Here is a 21,163-nt window from a genome sequence, read left to right as displayed (position 1 = left end):
ACCCGAAAGCGTTTCCGAAAACATCGAACGTTTTTAAATGCAAATAAATGGGACCAGTATCACTCGAATACGGACAGTTTTATCATATCTATAACCGCGGAATCAATGGTTGTAACCTATTTCGGGAAAGTGAGAATTACGAGTATTTTCTTCATCTGTACGATAAATATGTTTCGCCAGTGGCCGATACATTTGCGTGGGTTTTGATGAGAAGTCATTTTCATTTCTTGGTAAGAATAAGAAAGGAGGAGGAAATATCTTTCATGGGAACTCAGACTCCCGAAGGTCGGAAAGACACTTCGGGGGCAGCGGCAAACCTTTCGGTGTCTTATATCCCCGAAAGCGTTTCCGAAAATCTCGAACGTTTTTAAATGCAAATAAATGGGACCAGTATCACTCGAATACGGACAGTTTTACCATATCTATAACCGGGGAATCAATGGTTGTAACCTATTTCGGGAAAATGAGAATTATGAATATTTTCTTCATCTGTACGATAAGTATGTTTCGCCAGTGGCCGATACATTTGCGTGGGTTTTGATGAGAAATCATTTTCATTTCTTGGTAAGAATAAGAAAGGAGGAGGAAATATCTTTCATGGGAACTCAGACTCCCGAAGGTCGGAAAGACACTTCGGGGTCAGCAACAAACCTTTCGGTGTCTTTTAGACCCGAAAGCGTTTCAAATACCCAAAACATTTCAAAAAGATATAACCCGACAAACCAATTTTCCCATTTATTTAATGCCTACACAAAAGCCATAAACAAACGCTTTCGCCGAACCGGCAGCCTGTTTGAACACCCATTCAGAAGAATAGAAATCCATTCGGAAATACACCTGAAGTACCTGGTTTATTACATTCATCATAACCCGATTCATCACGGTTTTTGCGAGCATTTCCTAGATTATCCGTGGAGTTCGTATTTGACTATGATTTCGCCGAAAACAACGAAGTTAAGTCGTGCCGAAGTAATGGAATGGTTCAACGATAAGAGTAACCTCGTTAAATATCATTCTGCAGAAAAGATTGAAAAGTATAACGAACTTAAAATTGATAGGGCGAATGATTCCTAGGAACAGAAACATCGAAGGTTAAAAAGACATTTCGGAATAAAATAATAGTTTTTCGGTGCCAGTAAAGCCCGAAAGTATTTCAAGAAAAACCAAAATCCATGCTAAAAAGAACCTTATTTATTTCCAGCCCCTGCCATTTATCGTTAAAGAACAAACAACTGGTGGCGTCAGAAAAATCCGGTGTTCCTTTAAAAACAGCCCCGGTTGAAGACCTCGGATTTATTGTGCTCGATCATCCCCAGATTTCATTTACCATGAAACTGGTGGAAGAGCTAGCAGAGTTTAATGTGGCCACTGTGCTTTGCGACAGTAAACATATGCCGTCGTCAATGCTGTTGCCGCTGGATGCACATCATATTCAAAGCGAACTGTTCAGGGCACAAATTGCGGCTTCAGAGCCACTTAAAAAGAACCTGTGGAAACAAACCATCGAGATGAAAATAAAAAACCAGGCACGCCTGCTCGAAAAGTTTGGGAAGCCGGCTTCGCAACTTAAAACCCTTGCCCGAGCCATTAAAAGTGGCGACAGTGACAACCGCGAAGGGTTTGCCTCGCGCATATACTGGACGGCTCTTTTTGGCAAAACGTTTATTCGCGACCGATATGGCGAACCGCCCAACCCGTTTCTTAACTACGGGTATATTCTGTTGCGGTCGGCTGTAGCCCGGGCGTTGTCCGGTTCGGGCCTCCTGGCTACCTTGGGTATCCACCACCGGAACCGGTACAATGCGTTTTGCCTGGCCGATGATATTATGGAACCTTATCGCCCCTGGGTTGATGAAATTGCTTTCAATCTGTACGAAAAATATCCTGATGCACTGATGCTCGAAAAGGAGCATAAAGCGGAACTGCTGCAGCTCATGGCCGCCGATGTATATATTGCCGAAAACAAAAGGCCATTAATGGTGGCGCTTTCGCAAACAACAGCATCGCTAAGCCGCTGCTATAGCGGGGAGACCCGTAAAATTATTTATCCTGAATTTGAATAGAAATCTTTTTCGAAATTTCAGACATTGGAAAGTTAGGAAAAGGTCTGATAAAAGAACTATGGAACTAACCCGTTTAAATGCTTACCATATTATGTGGCTGTTTGTGTTTTTCGACCTGCCGGTTACCACCAAAACCGAACGGCGGCAGGCCACCCGTTTCAGAAAAGACCTGATGAACGATGGTTTCAGTATGATGCAGTTTTCGGTGTACAACCGGCATTGTGCCAGTAAAGAGAGTGCAGAAGTACATATAAAAAGGGTGAAGGGATTTATTCCCCAGAAAGGGCAGGTGAGCATACTTGCGGTAACCGACAAGCAATATGGAAATATTGTAAATGTGTGGGGCAAAAAGTCATCGCCCTTGCCCGCCGGCCCCAAACAATTGGAAATGTTCTGAAGAGGGGAACACCAAGGAGTTTCAGCGCGTTAAAAACTTTGAGGATCTGTTAAAAATATCTACTTTTATGTTGTTCTTTGAAATACTGAAAAAAGAAAATTGATTTTGCCACTAGAAATAAAAAAATGGACGCATTAAACCACTTCTTTGTGCGGAAGCAGGAATTATTTGATTGTAAAATTGGAGAAAAAGCCAGTGTTTACAAGCTATTCCTCCCCCTTAGTTGTGGTTTGATGCAAAATTGAGACGACATTCAACCTCAGGGGTTTAACCGTGAAATTGAGATTGTTGTGGTTTGATGCAAAATTGAGACGACATTCAACACTCGCGGGTTTGTTAATGTCGGGCTAAGCGTTGTGGTTTGATGCAAAATTGAGACGACATTCAACCCTGTAATCGCGGGGGTTGACGAAAAAGAAGTTGTGGTTTGATGCAAAATTGAGACGACATTCAACCTCGTCCCCCTGGAGGGGGACAATTGAGGGTTGTGGTTTGATGCAAAATTGAGACGACATTCAACTCTTGAAATTTACAGGTTCATCCCTGTTATGTTGTGGTTTGATGCAAAATTGAGACGACATTCAACTAAAATTTGGAAGCAATGGAACGGATTGAAGTTGTGGTTTGATGCAAAATTGAGACGACATTCAACTGACAATGAATTTATACTACAAAAATTAGGGTTGTGGTTTGATGCAAAATTGAGACGACATTCAACACCAAAAATATTTTTATTTAGCGGGCAAAAGTTGTGGTTTGATGCAAAATTGAGACGACATTCAACTTGAAGCAGAAATACTAGATAAACAACTGGGTTGTGGTTTGATGCAAAATTGAGACGACATTCAACAACGGGCAAAGCATTGATTAATTGGATAAAGTTGTGGTTTGATGCAAAATTGAGACGACATTCAACATAGCCAAAGAGTTGGGCATGAGCGCCATGTTGTGGTTTGATGCAAAATTGAGACGACATTCAACAGGCGAGGTGTTGCCGTTGCCATCCGAGTGGTTGTGGTTTGATGCAAAATTGAGACGACATTCAACGAAGGGAAGCTTGCAAGTGTGGCCGGCCAAGTTGTGGTTTGATGCAAAATTGAGACGACATTCAACTTACAGGTAATACTTTAGAATTTACTCAGGGTTGTGGTTTGATGCAAAATTGAGACGACATTCAACGGTTAACCGTCCTTCCAGGCCTTCAGGGCGTTGTGGTTTGATGCAAAATTGAGACGACATTCAACAATAACGCACAACGTTCGCGAGCTATGTGGGTTGTGGTTTGATGCAAAATTGAGACGACATTCAACCGGGAAATGGATACACCTTCCCGTCGGTACGTTGTGGTTTGATGCAAAATTGAGACGACATTCAACTAATGAATTGTTCAGTCCATCGTCGTTAAAGTTGTGGTTTGATGCAAAATTGAGACGACATTCAACTAATTTTTTTTGTAAGTTGTCATGATATTAGTTGTGGTTTGATGCAAAATTGAGACGACATTCAACCGCAATTTATTGCAGAGTTGGACGACCTTTGTTGTGGTTTGATGCAAAATTGAGACGACATTCAACATCCCGCCAGATGGCTAACACGTGGCAAACGTTGTGGTTTGATGCAAAATTGAGACGACATTCAACTCGTATTTTCACAACGACAAAATAAAAAAAGTTGTGGTTTGATGCAAAATTGAGACGACATTCAACAGAACTAATGATTATTATGATTATCCTTGGGTTGTGGTTTGATGCAAAATTGAGACGACATTCAACCGGAACAATTACTATGCACAACTACCGGGAGTTGTGGTTTGATGCAAAATTGAGACGACATTCAACAACAACCATTACCGAAGACCACGGCAAACGGTTGTGGTTTGATGCAAAATTGAGACGACATTCAACGTTGATTTATTCAGCGAAGAAGAAAACAATGTTGTGGTTTGATGCAAAATTGAGACGACATTCAACAATGCCGGAAAGAAGCAACAACGAATTGCAGTTGTGGTTTGATGCAAAATTGAGACGACATTCAACAAAGCCGAATGGATTTCTACCTAGTTCTATGTTGTGGTTTGATGCAAAATTGAGACGACATTCAACAAACCTTGCATATTCCTACATGGTTGATAAAGTTGTGGTTTGATGCAAAATTGAGACGACATTCAACATTTTTCTGGAATTATATACCAAACTAGAAGTTGTGGTTTGATGCAAAATTGAGACGACATTCAACTTCGATCCGAATGTAAAACACCTGCCAGCGTTGTGGTTTGATGCAAAATTGAGACGACATTCAACCGGCTAACGAAACCACCGGAGACCAAACCGTTGTGGTTTGATGCAAAATTGAGACGACATTCAACGGTACTAGCCAACAAGCCAGACAAAAACGAGTTGTGGTTTGATGCAAAATTGAGACGACATTCAACAATCTGTTCACATGTATGTATCATATTTATGTTGTGGTTTGATGCAAAATTGAGACGACATTCAACTTGAATTGCACCCGTTACTACGTGCATTCCGTTGTGGTTTGATGCAAAATTGAGACGACATTCAACACAATGAGAAATTCTTCAAATGGTGTTTCGTTGTGGTTTGATGCAAAATTGAGACGACATTCAACCGCGAGGAGCGCGGAAGACTTAAGGAGTTAGTTGTGGTTTGATGCAAAATTGAGACGACATTCAACTCTTTTTGTGTGTTCGAACGGTTTCAATAGGTTGTGGTTTGATGCAAAATTGAGACGACATTCAACAGCACGCTTAAATCTGTAGGCAAGGTAGTGGTTGTGGTTTGATGCAAAATTGAGACGACATTCAACGCCCCAAATTTTTTATCTCCACCTTGCTAGTTGTGGTTTGATGCAAAATTGAGACGACATTCAACATAAAATCGGTTGACTCACATCTTTATCAAGTTGTGGTTTGATGCAAAATTGAGACGACATTCAACATTTGGCCGTGACATCACGTCGTGCGTCATGTTGTGGTTTGATGCAAAATTGAGACGACATTCAACAGCTTGTCATTCGAATCGAATCAAAAACTAGTTGTGGTTTGATGCAAAATTGAGACGACATTCAACCGGGTAACATAATTACAACCTGAAATCCCTGTTGTGGTTTGATGCAAAATTGAGACGACATTCAACGAAAAGTTCCTACAAGGGGGTTGCCGATAAGTTGTGGTTTGATGCAAAATTGAGACGACATTCAACTAAGAAAGTATTCAACGGCACAGGCGCACTGTTGTGGTTTGATGCAAAATTGAGACGACATTCAACGTAAATTATACCACCCAGCGCATAACAACAGTTGTGGTTTGATGCAAAATTGAGACGACATTCAACATCTGTTAATTTTTTACTCATGATCGTTAAGTTGTGGTTTGATGCAAAATTGAGACGACATTCAACCGCAGGACTTTCTATAACCTCATGGAGAAAGTTGTGGTTTGATGCAAAATTGAGACGACATTCAACATTATGAACTGCGTTTACTGTCAGGTGAAAGTTGTGGTTTGATGCAAAATTGAGACGACATTCAACTCGGCGATATTAGAGAGCTTACGAAGGGGAGTTGTGGTTTGATGCAAAATTGAGACGACATTCAACTAGCACAAACTTTCAATCGAAGTGCAATCGGTTGTGGTTTGATGCAAAATTGAGACGACATTCAACATCTGTTAATTTTTTACTCATGATCGTTAAGTTGTGGTTTGATGCAAAATTGAGACGACATTCAACCGCAGGACTTTCTATAACCTCATGGAGAAAGTTGTGGTTTGATGCAAAATTGAGACGACATTCAACTGTTGTGCTTTTATGGCAACTGACAGCATTGTTGTGGTTTGATGCAAAATTGAGACGACATTCAACTCATGTTCCTCGTCAACTTCATGCTCAACTGTTGTGGTTTGATGCAAAATTGAGACGACATTCAACAAGCAGAAGAGGCACTCAATGCCATGAGTGGTTGTGGTTTGATGCAAAATTGAGACGACATTCAACATTATGAACTGCGTTTACTGTCAGGTGAAAGTTGTGGTTTGATGCAAAATTGAGACGACATTCAACTCGGCGATATTAGAGAGCTTACGAAGGGGAGTTGTGGTTTGATGCAAAATTGAGACGACATTCAACTAGCACAAACTTTCAATCGAAGTGCAATCGGTTGTGGTTTGATGCAAAATTGAGACGACATTCAACTACCAGGGACTGGGTATTGCCCGTGGACTTGTTGTGGTTTGATGCAAAATTGAGACGACATTCAACTAGCACAAACTTTCAATCGAAGTGCAATCGGTTGTGGTTTGATGCAAAATTGAGACGACATTCAACTACCAGGGACTGGGTATTGCCCGTGGACTTGTTGTGGTTTGATGCAAAATTGAGACGACATTCAACTCTTTGCGCTGAAATTGAATTTCATTGGTGGTTGTGGTTTGATGCAAAATTGAGACGACATTCAACTCCTTTACCACATCTTTAGTGTCGTCAGGGTTGTGGTTTGATGCAAAATTGAGACGACATTCAACGTAAACACTTCCGTCTGTAGATTCCTGCCCGTTGTGGTTTGATGCAAAATTGAGACGACATTCAACTCAGGCAAAATTTTATACGCCGAATCTTCAGTTGTGGTTTGATGCAAAATTGAGACGACATTCAACTGAAAATATTTAATGGCAAAAAAACAAGGCGTTGTGGTTTGATGCAAAATTGAGACGACATTCAACTCCTCCCTGCTCTCTGCTCTCTGCCCTCCGGTTGTGGTTTGATGCAAAATTGAGACGACATTCAACAACAACGGCGTTAAAAGATGATAAATCCAGGTTGTGGTTTGATGCAAAATTGAGACGACATTCAACATTTCCAGACGGTCACATTGATATTATTAGTTGTGGTTTGATGCAAAATTGAGACGACATTCAACCGGCCTTATCCGCATCAAACCGCAGAAAGGTTGTGGTTTGATGCAAAATTGAGACGACATTCAACTAAATGTAGGCGAAGAAGTATACACTTTAGTTGTGGTTTGATGCAAAATTGAGACGACATTCAACAAACGTGGTATGAACGAGAGCGATTACCAGGTTGTGGTTTGATGCAAAATTGAGACGACATTCAACGCATCCATGGTGTATTTGCATCGCTACCCCGTTGTGGTTTGATGCAAAATTGAGACGACATTCAACACCTGTATAATTTCTTTGTCCTGCGCCAACGTTGTGGTTTGATGCAAAATTGAGACGACATTCAACATCCTGTTTGTACTTGTAGTTCCCGGAGTTGTTGTGGTTTGATGCAAAATTGAGACGACATTCAACTCGTAATCATGAAGTAAATAAGATTCCCAAGTTGTGGTTTGATGCAAAATTGAGACGACATTCAACTTTTTTGGATGGCTGGCGCCGATGTTTCTGAGTTGTGGTTTGATGCAAAATTGAGACGACATTCAACGTTGATACAGGCAGGAGCCCTCATAGCGTAGTTGTGGTTTGATGCAAAATTGAGACGACATTCAACTTTAGAAACAAAATATAAGAAGGGAGGGGGGTTGTGGTTTGATGCAAAATTGAGACGACATTCAACCGTGCAAGGGCAATGCCGCCTGCGGTGTAGTTGTGGTTTGATGCAAAATTGAGACGACATTCAACAAAACGATTTTTTATACAAATACGTTGAAGGTTGTGGTTTGATGCAAAATTGAGACGACATTCAACTGATCCCCTTCTTACCTGCTTTTAATACTGGTTGTGGTTTGATGCAAAATTGAGACGACATTCAACGTGACTATCAGCAGCTCGCGCTGCGACAGCGTTGTGGTTTGATGCAAAATTGAGACGACATTCAACCCCGCGTTTTATCAGGTCATCTGCCCGGTCGTTGTGGTTTGATGCAAAATTGAGACGACATTCAACTTCAAACAAATTTCCTTCGCCGTCCTGATAGTTGTGGTTTGATGCAAAATTGAGACGACATTTAACACCGTCATAATCACCCCATTCGACTGCCAAGTTGTGGTTTGATGCAAAATTGAGACGACATTCAACATGAGTTATTTGTGAAATAATATGCTGGTAGTTGTGGTTTGATGCAAAATTGAGACGACATTCAACAACTACGCAGAAAATTTAACCGTCCGCAAGTTGTGGTTTGATGCAAAATTGAGACGACATTCAACTTTTGGATAACAACTTCGATTGGCGACATGTTGTGGTTTGATGCAAAATTGAGACGACATTCAACCTCAAACAAATTCCCTTCTGAATCCTGATAGTTGTGGTTTGATGCAAAATTGAGACGACATTCAACAGAGTGTCCGAACAAATCTCTTATGTCCTTGTTGTGGTTTGATGCAAAATTGAGACGACATTCAACTCATACGAAATTGTTCCTGATATTCCCGAAGTTGTGGTTTGATGCAAAATTGAGACGACATTCAACGAAGTAAAAATAGGTTAATATGCTATTCTGGTTGTGGTTTGATGCAAAATTGAGACGACATTCAACTTAATGGAACTTTTTAAACCATTCATGTAAGTTGTGGTTTGATGCAAAATTGAGACGACATTCAACTGCTAAATTATGAAATAGACAGCTTAAAAAGTTGTGGTTTGATGCAAAATTGAGACGACATTCAACTAGTAATAGTCGAAGGGACACCACCCGAAAGTTGTGGTTTGATGCAAAATTGAGACGACATTCAACGCATCCAAAGCGGCATCCAATGCCCTGATAGTTGTGGTTTGATGCAAAATTGAGACGACATTCAACACTTACGAAGGTCAGGCCGGAAAGTTCGTTGTTGTGGTTTGATGCAAAATTGAGACGACATTCAACCATCTTACATTTCATAAAGTTATCGACGACGTTGTGGTTTGATGCAAAATTGAGACGACATTCAACCTTTTGAAATTCGACTTCGCTTATCATTTGGTTGTGGTTTGATGCAAAATTGAGACGACATTCAACCCTTTGCTATCAAGCTTTTCAATGGCTTTGTTGTGGTTTGATGCAAAATTGAGACGACATTCAACTAGCTTACATGAGCATCTTGGAGCGCGTAGTTGTGGTTAGATGCAAAATTGAGACGACATTCAACCTGATCTTCCTTGACAGTCTGATTTGTTCATGCTCTTGCACTTGTCAGCATGCGAAGTTCTTGACAACGTCACAAAAGAAGAATTTTATTAAAATACGAGGGAGAAATTTTTAATGTAAAACGCGATGCTAAAGGATGAATTATTTGCCTGCCTTCTTAAGTGCTTTTGAAATATACTTCCAGTATTTTTTATGGAATTTTAATCCCTTTTTACCGATGATTTGGTGGTAGGTTTGGGGCGCGTCGTCCGGGTGAAATTTTCTTTTTTCCTGGTTCTCATATAACGCCGGTACCTCGGGATGAAACTGTACAGCAAAAACATGCGGATAGGTGTCGTGGGCAAGGGCTTCTACAATTTTTCCATCGGACGACACCGCTGTTACTAACATACCTTTCCCCAATTTTTCTGCTGCTTGGTGGTGACTGCTTAAAACTAACGGGCTGCTGTCTTTTCCGGCTTTTACGCGTTTGGTGAAAAACGGGTGAGTAGTGAAACGTATCGGGTGAAAATTGATCCCCATAAGCTGGGTGTCATCAGAAATGTTTTGCCAGTAATTGCGGTGCAGGTTTTCTTTTGGGGTTTCCAAGGTAGCCTTGTCGGTTACAGCACCGTAAACTTCTGCCGGAATATCCTGGATGAGCGTGCCTCCGGTGGCAACATTCATGGTTTGCATCCCCAGGCAAAAACCGGTAATAAAGTAATCCGGGTTCTCTTGTAAAAAGGGAGTGAACTTTTCGTTGTGAAAGCTGCCTAGCAGGTGAAACAGAAAAGTGGTTTCGAAATAATGCCTCTCGGGATCGGTTACTACCGACAAGCTGTTTTTTTCGTTGTAAACTCCCGGCGGAATATCCGGCCCGCCAAAAAAGAAAATTCCCGCAGAATTTCGGAAGACATATTTTAGCTCTTCCGTTAAACTGTTGTTCGCAAACAATTTATTTTTGCTCAAATCTCCTCTGAATTCGTGCAGATCGAAGTGAGTGAGTTCTTGTTCGTGAATGTATTTTTTACTCTTCTTAAAATCATAATTCTGGTGTTCAAAATAAACGCCCACAAAATGGACCTTGCGCAGATCGACTTTTAACAAGCCTTGGTTTACAAGAAAGTTTATTGTTTCAATATTACCTGCAGTTGGGTTGGCCAACAGAATATATTTTTTGCCGTTGTCGAATTTTTCTCTGAAAAAATTTTGTGCCGGGAGCACTGTCGATAAGAACAGTAACAGGATTAGGTAACTGAGTTTCTTCATGATTGGCATTTTGATTTTCAATTCAAATATAGTGTTTATGCACCCGCTTATTGTGCCCTAAAAATGAAAAAAAAGAAAAAATAAGTAATTCTTACCAGACCCGCTAAACTTATTACATTTGTATAAACTTAAAATAATTGCGATGAAATTTAATCTGAAAACATCTTACATTGTTGCTATAGTGGTGGTTTTAATTGTTCTGCTTTTGTTTGGTGGCCGCATGTTTTTTATTGTGGAAGCCGGTGAACGCGGAATTATTTTTCGGCCATACACTTCAGGACTTGATACCGAAAACGTTTATGGAGAAGGCTTTCATGTTATTGCTCCCTGGAATGAATTGTACATATACAACGTAAGGGAACAACAACGCGAGGAAACAATGGACGTACTGGATAAGAATGGTCTATCTATCAATACCGACATTACAGTGCGTTTTAACCCGACTTTTAATTCAATCGGGCATCTTCATCAGCAATTTGGCAATAACTACATTAATGTATTGGTTATTCCCGAGGTTCGGTCAACTGTACGTCAGGTAGCCGGAAGGTATACTGCCGAAGAAATATACTCAACCAAAAGGGCAGAGGTAGAACAGACAATTAAGGATGAGACCCGTAGGATTTTGGGCGAAAATTATATTGAAATGAAAGCGCTTCTGATTCGGTCGATAAACCTGCCCGACCAAATAAAAGGTGCAATAGAAAGCAAATTGCAGCAGGAACAGGAAGCGTTGGCCTACGAGTTTAGGTTGCAGCGGGAAGAGTCGGAGGCCGAGCGCCGCAGAATTGAAGCCGAGGGGATTGCAAACTACAACCAAATTATTAGCGAGAGTTTGACAGACCGCATTTTGAAACAGCGCGGAATAGACGCTACAACCAGTTTAGCAGAATCTGCCAACAGCAAAGTTGTTGTAATTGGCAGTGGAAAAGACGGATTGCCGCTCATTTTAGGAGGAAATTAAACACTACTTTAATAGGAATTGAGGCTGGTAATTTTACCGGCCTTTTTCTTTTATAAATACTACCGAATAAAAAACAGAACGATGAGAAAAATTACTAATCCTTTTTCACACGCAGCAGATAACGGAGCCTACAACTGTTTTGGATGTTCTCCGGCAAACGAGCATGGTTTGCACTTGGAATTTTGGGAAGACGGTGACGAGCTGGTCGCCAAATGGCAGCCCCAAAACGAATATGAAGGCTGGATTGGTGTTTTGCATGGAGGAATTCAGGCAACACTAATGGATGAAGCCGCAGCCTGGTTGGTTTTTGTTAAAATGAAAACATCGGGCGTTACTTCGTTTCTGAATGTTTCTTACTCCAAACCGGTGCATATTTCAAAAGGAGAAATAACAATCAGAGCCAGGCTAATGGCAATAGAAAAACATATTGCCAGCATTGAATGCATTTTACAGGATGGCGATGGCAGAGCTTGTGCAAAAGCCGAAGCAGGTTATTTTTGCTTTCCCGAAAAAATTGCCAGGGCAAAATACAACTATCCCGGCGCAGATGCTTTTACGCCAGAGTAGTTAAAAAGATAACGTCCGGGTGTTTCGGACGGGGTTAATTACGAATATGTTAGTATGAATTTTTTCTTATAGTGCAGTGGTTAAAAATCATCACCTTCGTCCTCGTCAAAATTTGTTGAGTAATCAACGAGGTCTTCATCTTCGAATTCGTCATAAATGGTAAGTCTTCTTTTCGAGCTCCTGTCTTTTTTTCCAAGGTGCTTTTTTTGTTTCCGTTCGAAGTTGTCACCTTCAGGGTAATTTTTTTTGTTTACTTTCTGTTTCATTTTCAACGTTCATTCAAAAAATGAGATAATTAAAATTGATAAGGTTTTAAAAATTATAGAGCCAAAATAAAAAAAATACAAATACAAAATGCAAATAGGTTTTATTTTTAAATCGTTTTTGAATTTTGATGTAATAATTTATACGAAAATGAGACCAAATATGTTCGGAATGAAGAAGAAACGTCTGAAATATGGTGGGTTGATTTTAGCATTTTTGTTGATTGCAATTGCCTCCTCGGCGCAATCCGACAAAAAAATAAACAAGTGGTTTGACGAAGCCCGGGAACTCATGTCGCAACAAGAGTACGGTGCGGCAATCAAGAGCTGCGAGAGGATTCTCGATCGCAATTCTGATTATGTTGATGCCCACTTGCTGCTGGCCGATATTTATCACGAAACAAAAAATACCAGGGCCGAGATTAAGCATTTAAAAGAATCGCAAAAACAGTCTGAAATGCCACTAATAACATGGCGTTTGGGTAATGCTTTGTTTTCTGTTGGAGAATACTCCAAAGCACTGTCCTGTTTCCAAAATTACCTGGATGCCGGGCAGTTGAAAACAGAGCGGGAAGCCGAAGTAAAACGGAAAATTGAATGTTGCCATTTTGCTGTTACAGCTATGCAAAATCCGGTAAGTTTCTTGCCCGAAAGACTGCCCGATGAAGTCAACTCAACTAACGATGAATACTGGCCCAGCCTGAGCATTGACCAACAGAAACTGGTAATAACCCGTCTTATCAAAAAAGCGGGATATCAACCTCAGGAAGACTTTTACTTTTCAGAATTTGTTGATGGCGCATGGCAGCAGGCAGTTCCTATTTCCGATATTAATACCAGGGAAAATGAGGGCGCACAGAGCCTTTCTGCAAACGGAAAAATTCTGTTTTTTACAGCCTGCAACAGACCCGGAGGTATGGGAAGTTGTGATATTTATTATTCTTTTTATGAGAATGGTCACTGGAGTAAGCCTTATAACGCAGGGGCTCCTTTAAATACTTCCGGTTGGGAAGCTCAGCCTTCCGTTTCTTCTGATGGCAGGTTTCTTTATTTTTCGAGCAATCGTGTGGGAGGGCAGGGGAAAAAGGATATCTGGAGGGCGGAGTGCGTCGGCCCCGATAAAAGTGGCCGGCTAAAGTGGCGGAAGCCGGTTAATCTCGGAAGCAGAATCAATACTTCAGGAAACGAAACATCGCCATTTATACACGCAGGAAATTCACATTTTTATTTTGCTTCCGATGCCCATGTGGGTATGGGCGGGTTCGACCTGTACGTGTCACAGCTTGAAGGCGATTCTGTGTTTACCAGTCCCAAAAATCTGGGTTATCCGGTAAATACTTTTAACGACGAGCAGGGCTTGTATATTAGCGCCGACGGGCTGACCGCTTTTTTTTCTTCTGCGCGCGACAGTGCTCATGGCCTCGATATATATTCATTTAGTTTAGACGAGTCGTTAAGGCCCCGGCCTGCCACATACATTAAAGCCATTGTTTTTGATGCTGAAACGAAAAAACCGGTTGAAGCCGAGGTGGAACTACAAAACATGGTAGCCGCCGGAGAAGCGCCCCGTTACGAGCAGACAGACCACGAAGGCGAATTGATGATATGCATGCCAGCCGGTAAAAACTACCTGTTTTCCGTGTCGAAACCGGGATATTTGTTTTACTCCAATACTTTCGATTTGAGAGAACCGCGCCGGGTGTACAATCCCTACAATTTGGAAATTGCCCTGGTATCGGTTAAAGCAGGTGTGGAGATGAACCTGCACAACATTTATTTCGAAACAGATTCGTTCAGAATTTTGCCTGAATCGGAACCTGAGTTGACTCACCTGGTGAAATTTTTGAAAGACAATTATCGATTAGAGGTAGAAATTCAGGGACATACTGACGACACGGGTTCAAAAAGTAAAAACCTGGCTCTTTCAGAAAGAAGGGCTCGTTCTGTTGTTGATTTTCTTGTTGAGAAGGGAATCGAAAAAAGCAGACTTAACTGGAAAGGATATGGCGATAACCGCCCGGTTGCCGGGAACAACACCCCGGAAGGGCGTCGTTTAAACCGGCGTACAACCATAAAAATTCTGGGCGACTAAGTGCTATTTGTTCCTTACTTTTTGTACTTCTTCAACCGTTATTTCGCTGGCACTGTTGCCGAAACTCTGCCTGACGTAGGTTAAAACATCTGCAATTTGTTTGTCGCTAAGGTGGGAGTGAGGTGGCATCAGGCCGTTGTATGTTTGGCCATTTACTTCAATTTTTCCGCTCATCCCGTTTAGCGTGATTTCAATGAGCCGTTCTTTGTCGCCGTTGACCCAGTCGGTTTTAGCCAGCGGCGGGTGCATCCCCCTAATTCCCGCTCCATCGGCCATGTGGCAAACCAGGCAAACCGAATCGTACACTTTTTTCCCGGGGTGGTTGGCCATCGACGAAAGCTCTTTTGTATTTTCAGTAGATTGTATTTGCGATTGAGCTGACTGCTCCGATGAGTTTTGCTTTCGTCCGCTGCACGCGCCCAGAAAAATTGCCAGTAGTAAAAATAGAATTCCTTTATTTTTCATGATATTTTTGATTTTTTCTGATTTTCTGTTCGCTCATTGGAACGCTTTTGAAGTTGAAAAGTTCAGTCCTTATTTAAAAAGTGAAAAGCCGATTGTTTTCTGTCAAACACTTCCTTATTTTTGTGTTCAATACACCATAAAATGAAAGAATACTTACGAATTAATCATAACTCCGAAATTCCCAAATACAAACAGGTTGTAGATTTGATTGTGTCGGATATTGAAGCGGGCATTTTTAAGCAGGGACAGCGTATTCCGTCTATTAATGAAACCAGCGAAGATTTGTTGCTTTCACGCGATACCGTCGAAAAAGCTTATGTTTCTCTTCGTAAAAAGGGAATTTTGTCTTCGGTGCGGGGAAAAGGTTATTATGTTAATCAAGTTGATGTGTGCAAGCAACTTAAGGTGGCGCTTGTTTTTAATAAGTTGAGCAATTACAAAAGAAACATTTACTACTCTTTTATTGAAACGCTTGGCAACAAAGCAGCAACGGATGTTTTTATTTACAATTACGATTTGCAGCAATTTAAAAGTATTGTTGAAAATCATGCTTCGCTATACGATTATTTTGTAATTCTTCCTCATTTTAAAGATGAGAATGCCGATGTGGCTAGTGTTATTCGCACAATTCCCCGCAAAAAAGTAATGCTTGTTGACCGAAACCTGGAAAGCCTGAAAGATTATCCTATTGTTTACCAGGAATACGAAAAAGATATTCAGTCGGCATTGAGCGAAGGGATTGATTTTATTAGAAAATACAACAGCATCCATCTGATTTTTCCGGCGGATCAGTACTATCCGGTTTATATCAAACGGGGGTTTCAGATTTTTTGTCAGGTTCACGGGCTGGAGTTTTCAATAATTGACCAACTGTGCCGAAAAGATGTTGAAAAAGGCAGAGCCTATGTAATTATTTCGGACGATGATTTGTACCGCTTTATAAAAATTTGTCGGGCCGAAAACTGGGTTCCGGGCAAAGATGTAGGGATTGTTTCATATAACGAGAATCCGGTGAAAGAAATATTGGAAGACGGAATTACTACCATTTCTACCAATCATGACGAGATAGGACGTATTGCCGCCCAAATGATACTAACAAAAGATTTCAGGCGAATTAAAAGTCCGTTTCAGTTTATTAAAAGGAATTCGCTGTAGTTAAAGTATTTGAATGTCAAATTTTTAAAACAATAAACCAGTGAAAATGAAAAAAGCATTTTTGTTAATCACAGCGCTGATTTTATCTGTGAACCTGTTTGCACAAAACGGGAAAGTGTTGGAGTCGCTTGTCTTCGAAAGTGAAAAGGTAAGCTATCCTGTAAAATATTCCATTTACCTTCCGCCCGGCTACGAAACCTCTGAACGTAGTTATCCGGTGTTGTACCTGTTACATGGTTATTCCGACGACGAAACCGGCTGGGTGCAATTTGGAGAAGCCAACACCATTGCCGACAGGGGGATTGCCAATGGCGATTTTCCGCCTTGCATAATTGTTATGCCCGACGGAAAAGTGACCTGGTACATCAATAGTTTTGATGGCAAAGATCCGTGGGAGGATATGTTCATCGAAGAGTTCATCCCTTTTATCGAGGATAACTACCGGATCCGGAAAAAGAAAGAGTTTCGTGCTGTGTCGGGGCTTTCCATGGGAGGAAACGGTGCTTTACTGTTAGCGATGCGTCACACAGACCTTTTTTCGTCGTGTGTGGCCATGAGCGCAGGTACGTTTACCGATGATGAAATTCTTGCAAACGATGCGTACGACCACTACTTCGGGAATATTTACGGGCCAAAACCGGCCAACGGGCAGGTAAGCGAACACTGGAAATCGTACAGCCCGCTTCACTTACTCGATTCTGTAGAAAAAGAGAAACTTAAATCTGTGCGGTTTTATATTGATTGTGGCGATGACGACTTTCTCTACAAAGGAAATTCTGCATTGCACGTAAAAATGCGCGATTTGGGTATTCCGCACGAATACCGCGTTCGCAATGGCGGCCATCAGTGGGGATACTGGCGCACGGGATTGTTCGACGGCTTGAAGTTTATTTCAGAAAAATTCAGACGTTAAAAATCTTATCGTAATTATTGACCTTCCGAGTTGGGGAAATAATTAAGTAGCAAAAAAAATCGGATGGCGGAAAAGGAATTTTAATTCCAGACCTGCCATCCGATTAATATTTTTGAACGATAAAGAAATCTATTCTTCCACCGTTTTTAAGTGATTATCCAAAAATTTAATCATTGCACGGTAAAAATCAAACCGGTTTTCTTCGTTTCTGAAACCGTGCCCTTCGTTATCTTTTACCAAATACTCTACGTCAATTCCACGGGCTTTTAACGCATTAACAATCTGATCAGATTCGTCGATATTTACCCGTGGGTCGTTTGCTCCCTGCGCCACAAAAAGCGGTGCCTGAATTTTGTCCACATGGTAAACCGGAGAAACTTCTGCCAGCATCAGGCTGTCAGCAACCGGATTTCCAACCATTTCGTACAACATGTCCAGCATGGGTTTCCAGTACGGAGGAATGGTATTCATAAATGTAAAAAGGTTTGAAACCCCCACGTAATCTACTCCGGCTGCATACAGCTCAGGAGTTAGTGTGAGACCTGCCAGGGTTGCATAGCCGCCGTAGCTGCCGCCGTAAATAGCAACGCGTTCAGGATCTGCAATTCCCTGGTCAACCAGCCATTTTACTCCGTCGGAAATATCGTCTTGCATGGTGCGACCCCATTGTTTAAACGACGATTCCCAGAATTTTTTGCCAAACCCGGTAGAACCGCGGAAATTCATTTGCAACACAGCATATCCGTTGTTTGCCAGAAATTGTACTTCCGGATTGAATCCCCAATAGTCGCGGGCCCAGGGGCCTCCGTGCGGATTAATTACCACCGGCAGATTCTTGTGTTCGTATCCTTTGGGAAGTGTCAGGTATCCGGGGATGGTTAGCCCGTCGCGCGATGTGTAGGAAATGGGTTGCATTTCGCACAGGTCGTTTTCGTTTAACCACGGACTTAAATCAGCCAGCTTGGTCAGTTCTTTTGTTTGTTTGTCGTAAAAATGGTAGGCACCACGACTTCTGTCGCTATAAGTACGAACCATATATTTGTCTTCGGCTTTGTTGTGGCTGCCAACGCTTACCTGGTATCCGGGAAGTTGTTCTTCCAACGCTGCTTTCATTGCTTCGGCATCAGCATCGAAAAAATGTTCTTTTTCCAAATCGGTTGTCCACGATACGGAAAGCAGTTTTTTATCTTTTCTGGAGTAATTAATTCCGTCAATGTCGGCTTCGTCAGTTTCAAACAGAACTTCTGTTTCTTTGCCGTTTGCAACATCAAATTTAACCAATGCTGTTTTGTCGCGGTTGAGGTTGGAGAAGGCGTAAACCATTTTATTGTCAAATGTAAAAATCACCGGAGAAACAGTTTCTTTGAAACTGGTAGTGAGCACCGGCCTGAATTCTTCATCCTCAGTATCGCGGTACATAATGGTGTTATTTACGCCGTCGGTAGTAATGGCCAGCCTCAATTTCCCGTCGTGGTCGGTCATCCAGCCCATAATATTTCCGGGGTTTTCGGCCAGCATGGTCATTTCTCCCGTTAACACATTTAATCTGTACGGATCGAAAACGGTGGGATTGCGTTTGTTCAGGCCAACAATCACTTCGTCGTCGTCTTCTTTTAAATCATCAATAAAAGATGTGCGTACTTTTTCAAAAACAGTCAGTCCTTTCAGGTCGCTGCCATCGGCGCTGACGCTGTACAACTGAAAGTTTTCGTCTCCTCCTGTATCTTTCAGAAATAAAATTGTATTGTTTCCTTTCCAAAGATATCCGGAAATGTCGCGTTCGGTTTCAGCGGTTATTCGCATTGCCGAATCTGCACCAATTTTTTGTACAAAAACATTTAAACGAGATTCCCAGGGGGCGAGAAACGAAAAGTAGTTGCCGTCGGGAGAGAGTTTAAAAGACGTTTTTTCAGGATTCCTGAAGAAATCTTCAAGCGGCACCTGAGGGGCTTTTTGGGGTTCCTGTTTACAGGCGGTGAAAAGCACCGTTGCAATAAACAGGAGTGTTAAAAACTGTTTCATTTTTTTCTGATTTTAAAAATTTATATATGAAGTTCCGAAAATTTTTTCGTGCATGTACTATTTGACTGAAAAAAACTTCATCTATTACATTTACGTAAATAAAACATCAGCATCTGTAGATTGCTGCTGTTGGGGAAGAGTGGCTGTTGGGGTGTTTAGTTTTTGAAAATCAGGAGGAAAGAGTTTTTTAGTAAACTGATCGCAAAAGTGAGATTTGGGGGATAACATTTGAGCCGGTTCAGCTTGTTGCTTTGGCAGGTGAGTTTTTACAACTTTATATTGTGCAGGTCATTTCTGATTTTTTCAATCAGTTGTGTGTTAAAATCTTTAAGCATTTCGTTCATGTTCCAGTAGATGCACCAGCAGGCAGAATCGGCACTGTACTCGTCGTTGTACTCTTTGTAAAACGAACCGAAATCTTTCACCAGCGTCCCGTCTTTTTTGAACAGCTTCAGGTCTGAAATGTCGATAATAATTTTCCCGGGAGTTTTTATGCCCGAAGTAGCCAGTGCGCCAATCAGGCCAAATCCTGCGCCAATTGCGGCCCCGGTAGAAAATTCCTGCTCGCCGAAAAAACTGTTTAACGTGCCGGTTAAATAGTAATCGCTTTCGTTGCTGGTATTATAAAATACCTTTTGGAACAGCCTTTCCTGATTTAAATGGTCGACCAGCAAATGGGTAATCTGGGTAACAACAGTGTCTTTTGCATAATGCTTTTCGGAGTTTATGCACATTGTTTTCTTATCCACTCTAACCTGCCGCGGATTGTCAAACAATAAATTGTTCTCTTCAATATTTCTCCGGTTGTCTTCCAATATTCTTACTTCTACCTTTGCCGGAATTGTTTCCATCGGCTGATTGGTAGCTAAATCATCGGTTCTGTACACAATTTTCTGACTTATTGTGCACCCGATTAAAAAGAGCGGCCATAAAAAAAGTATCTTTTTCATTGTGAGTTTATTAAGTTGATTTTTAGAATTTTATACCTAATTCAAATTTTAGCCCGATGTCGCTTTTATATACTTTGGAAGTCATCAGTTTTTCGTATGCAGATATTCCAACAGTTACTCCGAATTTGGATTTTGGAATAAAGTAAATTCCCTGCGAAGGAGCAATCCCGAAAAAAGAGCGGTCGCTTTCCTGTCCGCGATAATCCTGAAGTTCTTCCTCTCCGAATATGATTTGTGCACCCAGGTTTAGATAAAAAACATCGTTTAGTTTATAAAACGGGCTGATTCCTGCGTTGAAGTAATTCATATTTAAATATTGGTATCCCGAACGGTCGAAATATTCCTGGTCAATTGTCATACTCTCAATCCCGAATACTATCGGAATGTACCATCTTAAAGAGCTTCTGAAGTGATACCCGTAATACTGAACAGACCAGCCCGTCGCATTCACTCCAAGTCGTTGAGAATAGGTAATCATGTTTATCCAGCGTTGGGTTTCCTTAACATAACGGGTAGTGTCCACAAAAACAGTTGTAGTTTCGCTTGCCGGCAGTGAGTCCCGGAAAGCCGGGGTAACATCGTCCGAAACTTTTTTGTCGTAGCTTTTAACGTCACTCATTGCAACATAGCTGGAGAGTTCGCGGTCACCTTTCATAAAAGTGTAGTGAATTACATCGTTGTCAACTTTTGTAATGGTGCATTGAATTCGTTTGCCATCGCGCAGAATAATCAAATCCTGTGCATTGCCCCAGAGCGACAAAGATATGAAAATCAGCACTAAAACAATTCTCCACTGACTATTTCTTCCACGGAACAGGCGGTTCAAAAAGATTGTCATAATTTTAAAAATTGAGTTGTAACTAAAATGGTTTGACGTTTTGCAGAATTTTATTTTCAGTAATTAATAACCCCTGCTTTTTGTGTTTTGTAAACACAACTTCTGCACAGAAAAGACGGCTTA

Annotated in this window: 15 protein-coding genes and 1 CRISPR repeat array; of the genes, 9 read left to right on the top strand and 6 right to left on the bottom strand. The window is 41.3% G+C overall.

Annotated elements, in window-relative coordinates:
* Positions 1–47 precede the first annotated feature (47 nt).
* The 4 genes from BUB08_RS19165 (at position 48) to cas2 (ending at position 2,460) form a co-directional block, all read left to right on the top strand.
* The gene (locus tag BUB08_RS19165) at positions 48–371 is read left to right on the top strand and encodes a hypothetical protein (RefSeq protein WP_073003538.1); all 324 of its coding nucleotides are present in this window, start codon (positions 48–50) and stop codon (positions 369–371) included.
* A 10-nt stretch (positions 372–381) separates the two neighbouring features.
* Positions 382–1,074: a hypothetical protein gene (locus tag BUB08_RS19160; RefSeq protein WP_073003537.1), complete on the top strand. Its 693-nt coding sequence runs from the start codon at positions 382–384 to the stop codon at positions 1,072–1,074.
* Between the two features lie 98 nt (positions 1,075–1,172).
* Complete coding sequence (cas1, locus tag BUB08_RS19155) at positions 1,173–2,063, top strand: type II CRISPR-associated endonuclease Cas1 (protein WP_073003536.1); 891 nt, start codon at positions 1,173–1,175, stop codon at positions 2,061–2,063.
* A gap of 58 nt (positions 2,064–2,121) precedes the next feature.
* A complete protein-coding gene (cas2, locus tag BUB08_RS19150; RefSeq protein ID WP_073003535.1) occupies positions 2,122–2,460 on the top strand; it encodes a CRISPR-associated endonuclease Cas2 in 339 nt (112 codons plus the stop codon).
* A 222-nt stretch (positions 2,461–2,682) separates the two neighbouring features.
* A CRISPR array of direct repeats spans positions 2,683–9,567; the repeat unit is 36 nt; unit sequence GTTGTGGTTTGATGCAAAATTGAGACGACATTCAAC.
* 140 nt (positions 9,568–9,707) lie between these two features.
* Here the strand turns inward: cas2 and BUB08_RS19145 are convergent.
* Positions 9,708–10,814, bottom strand: coding sequence for a gamma-glutamyl-gamma-aminobutyrate hydrolase family protein (locus BUB08_RS19145; protein WP_073003534.1), 1,107 nt, complete (start codon positions 10,812–10,814; stop codon positions 9,708–9,710).
* Between the two features lie 142 nt (positions 10,815–10,956).
* Between BUB08_RS19145 and BUB08_RS19140 the strand changes: the two genes are divergently transcribed.
* Positions 10,957–11,775 (top strand): prohibitin family protein, encoded by an 819-nt coding sequence (locus tag BUB08_RS19140; RefSeq protein ID WP_073003533.1) that lies wholly within the window; start codon positions 10,957–10,959, stop codon positions 11,773–11,775.
* 81 nt (positions 11,776–11,856) lie between these two features.
* Positions 11,857–12,342, top strand: coding sequence for a PaaI family thioesterase (locus BUB08_RS19135; RefSeq protein ID WP_073003532.1), 486 nt, complete (start codon positions 11,857–11,859; stop codon positions 12,340–12,342).
* An 80-nt stretch (positions 12,343–12,422) separates the two neighbouring features.
* Here the strand turns inward: BUB08_RS19135 and BUB08_RS19130 are convergent, their stop codons facing one another.
* Complete coding sequence (locus BUB08_RS19130) at positions 12,423–12,608, bottom strand: hypothetical protein (RefSeq protein WP_073003531.1); 186 nt, start codon at positions 12,606–12,608, stop codon at positions 12,423–12,425.
* Between the two features lie 169 nt (positions 12,609–12,777).
* On the opposite strand from BUB08_RS19130, the gene BUB08_RS19125 reads away from it, so the two are divergent.
* A complete protein-coding gene (locus tag BUB08_RS19125; RefSeq protein WP_073003544.1) occupies positions 12,778–14,697 on the top strand; it encodes an OmpA family protein in 1,920 nt (639 codons plus the stop codon).
* Between the two features lie 3 nt (positions 14,698–14,700).
* Here BUB08_RS19125 and BUB08_RS19120 read toward each other — a convergent pair whose 3' ends face one another.
* Complete coding sequence (locus BUB08_RS19120; protein ID WP_217651665.1) at positions 14,701–15,162, bottom strand: c-type cytochrome; 462 nt, start codon at positions 15,160–15,162, stop codon at positions 14,701–14,703.
* 141 nt (positions 15,163–15,303) lie between these two features.
* Here BUB08_RS19120 and BUB08_RS19115 point away from each other — a divergent pair, with 141 nt between their 5' ends.
* The gene (locus tag BUB08_RS19115) at positions 15,304–16,317 is read left to right on the top strand and encodes a GntR family transcriptional regulator (protein WP_073003530.1); all 1,014 of its coding nucleotides are present in this window, start codon (positions 15,304–15,306) and stop codon (positions 16,315–16,317) included.
* 46 nt (positions 16,318–16,363) lie between these two features.
* The gene (locus tag BUB08_RS19110) at positions 16,364–17,230 is read left to right on the top strand and encodes an alpha/beta hydrolase (protein WP_073003529.1); all 867 of its coding nucleotides are present in this window, start codon (positions 16,364–16,366) and stop codon (positions 17,228–17,230) included.
* A gap of 129 nt (positions 17,231–17,359) precedes the next feature.
* Here BUB08_RS19110 and BUB08_RS19105 read toward each other — a convergent pair whose 3' ends face one another.
* The 3 genes from BUB08_RS19105 to BUB08_RS19095 form a co-directional block, all read right to left on the bottom strand.
* Positions 17,360–19,252, bottom strand: coding sequence for a S9 family peptidase (locus BUB08_RS19105; RefSeq protein WP_073003528.1), 1,893 nt, complete (start codon positions 19,250–19,252; stop codon positions 17,360–17,362).
* A gap of 266 nt (positions 19,253–19,518) precedes the next feature.
* Positions 19,519–20,202 carry a hypothetical protein gene (locus tag BUB08_RS19100; RefSeq protein WP_073003527.1) on the bottom strand — a complete coding sequence of 228 codons (684 nt, stop codon included), beginning with the start codon at positions 20,200–20,202 and terminating at the stop codon, positions 19,519–19,521.
* A 22-nt stretch (positions 20,203–20,224) separates the two neighbouring features.
* Positions 20,225–21,040, bottom strand: a complete 816-nt coding sequence (locus tag BUB08_RS19095) for a hypothetical protein (RefSeq protein WP_073003526.1) — start codon at positions 21,038–21,040, stop codon at positions 20,225–20,227.
* Between the last annotated feature and the right edge of the window lie 123 nt (positions 21,041–21,163).

Origin of the sequence: Mariniphaga anaerophila (assembly GCF_900129025.1) — a bacterium.
Taxonomy (GTDB): Bacteria; Bacteroidota; Bacteroidia; order Bacteroidales; family Prolixibacteraceae; genus Mariniphaga; species Mariniphaga anaerophila.
Note: the sequence above shows the minus strand (reverse complement) of the source record. Positions and strands in the feature narration are given on the sequence as shown.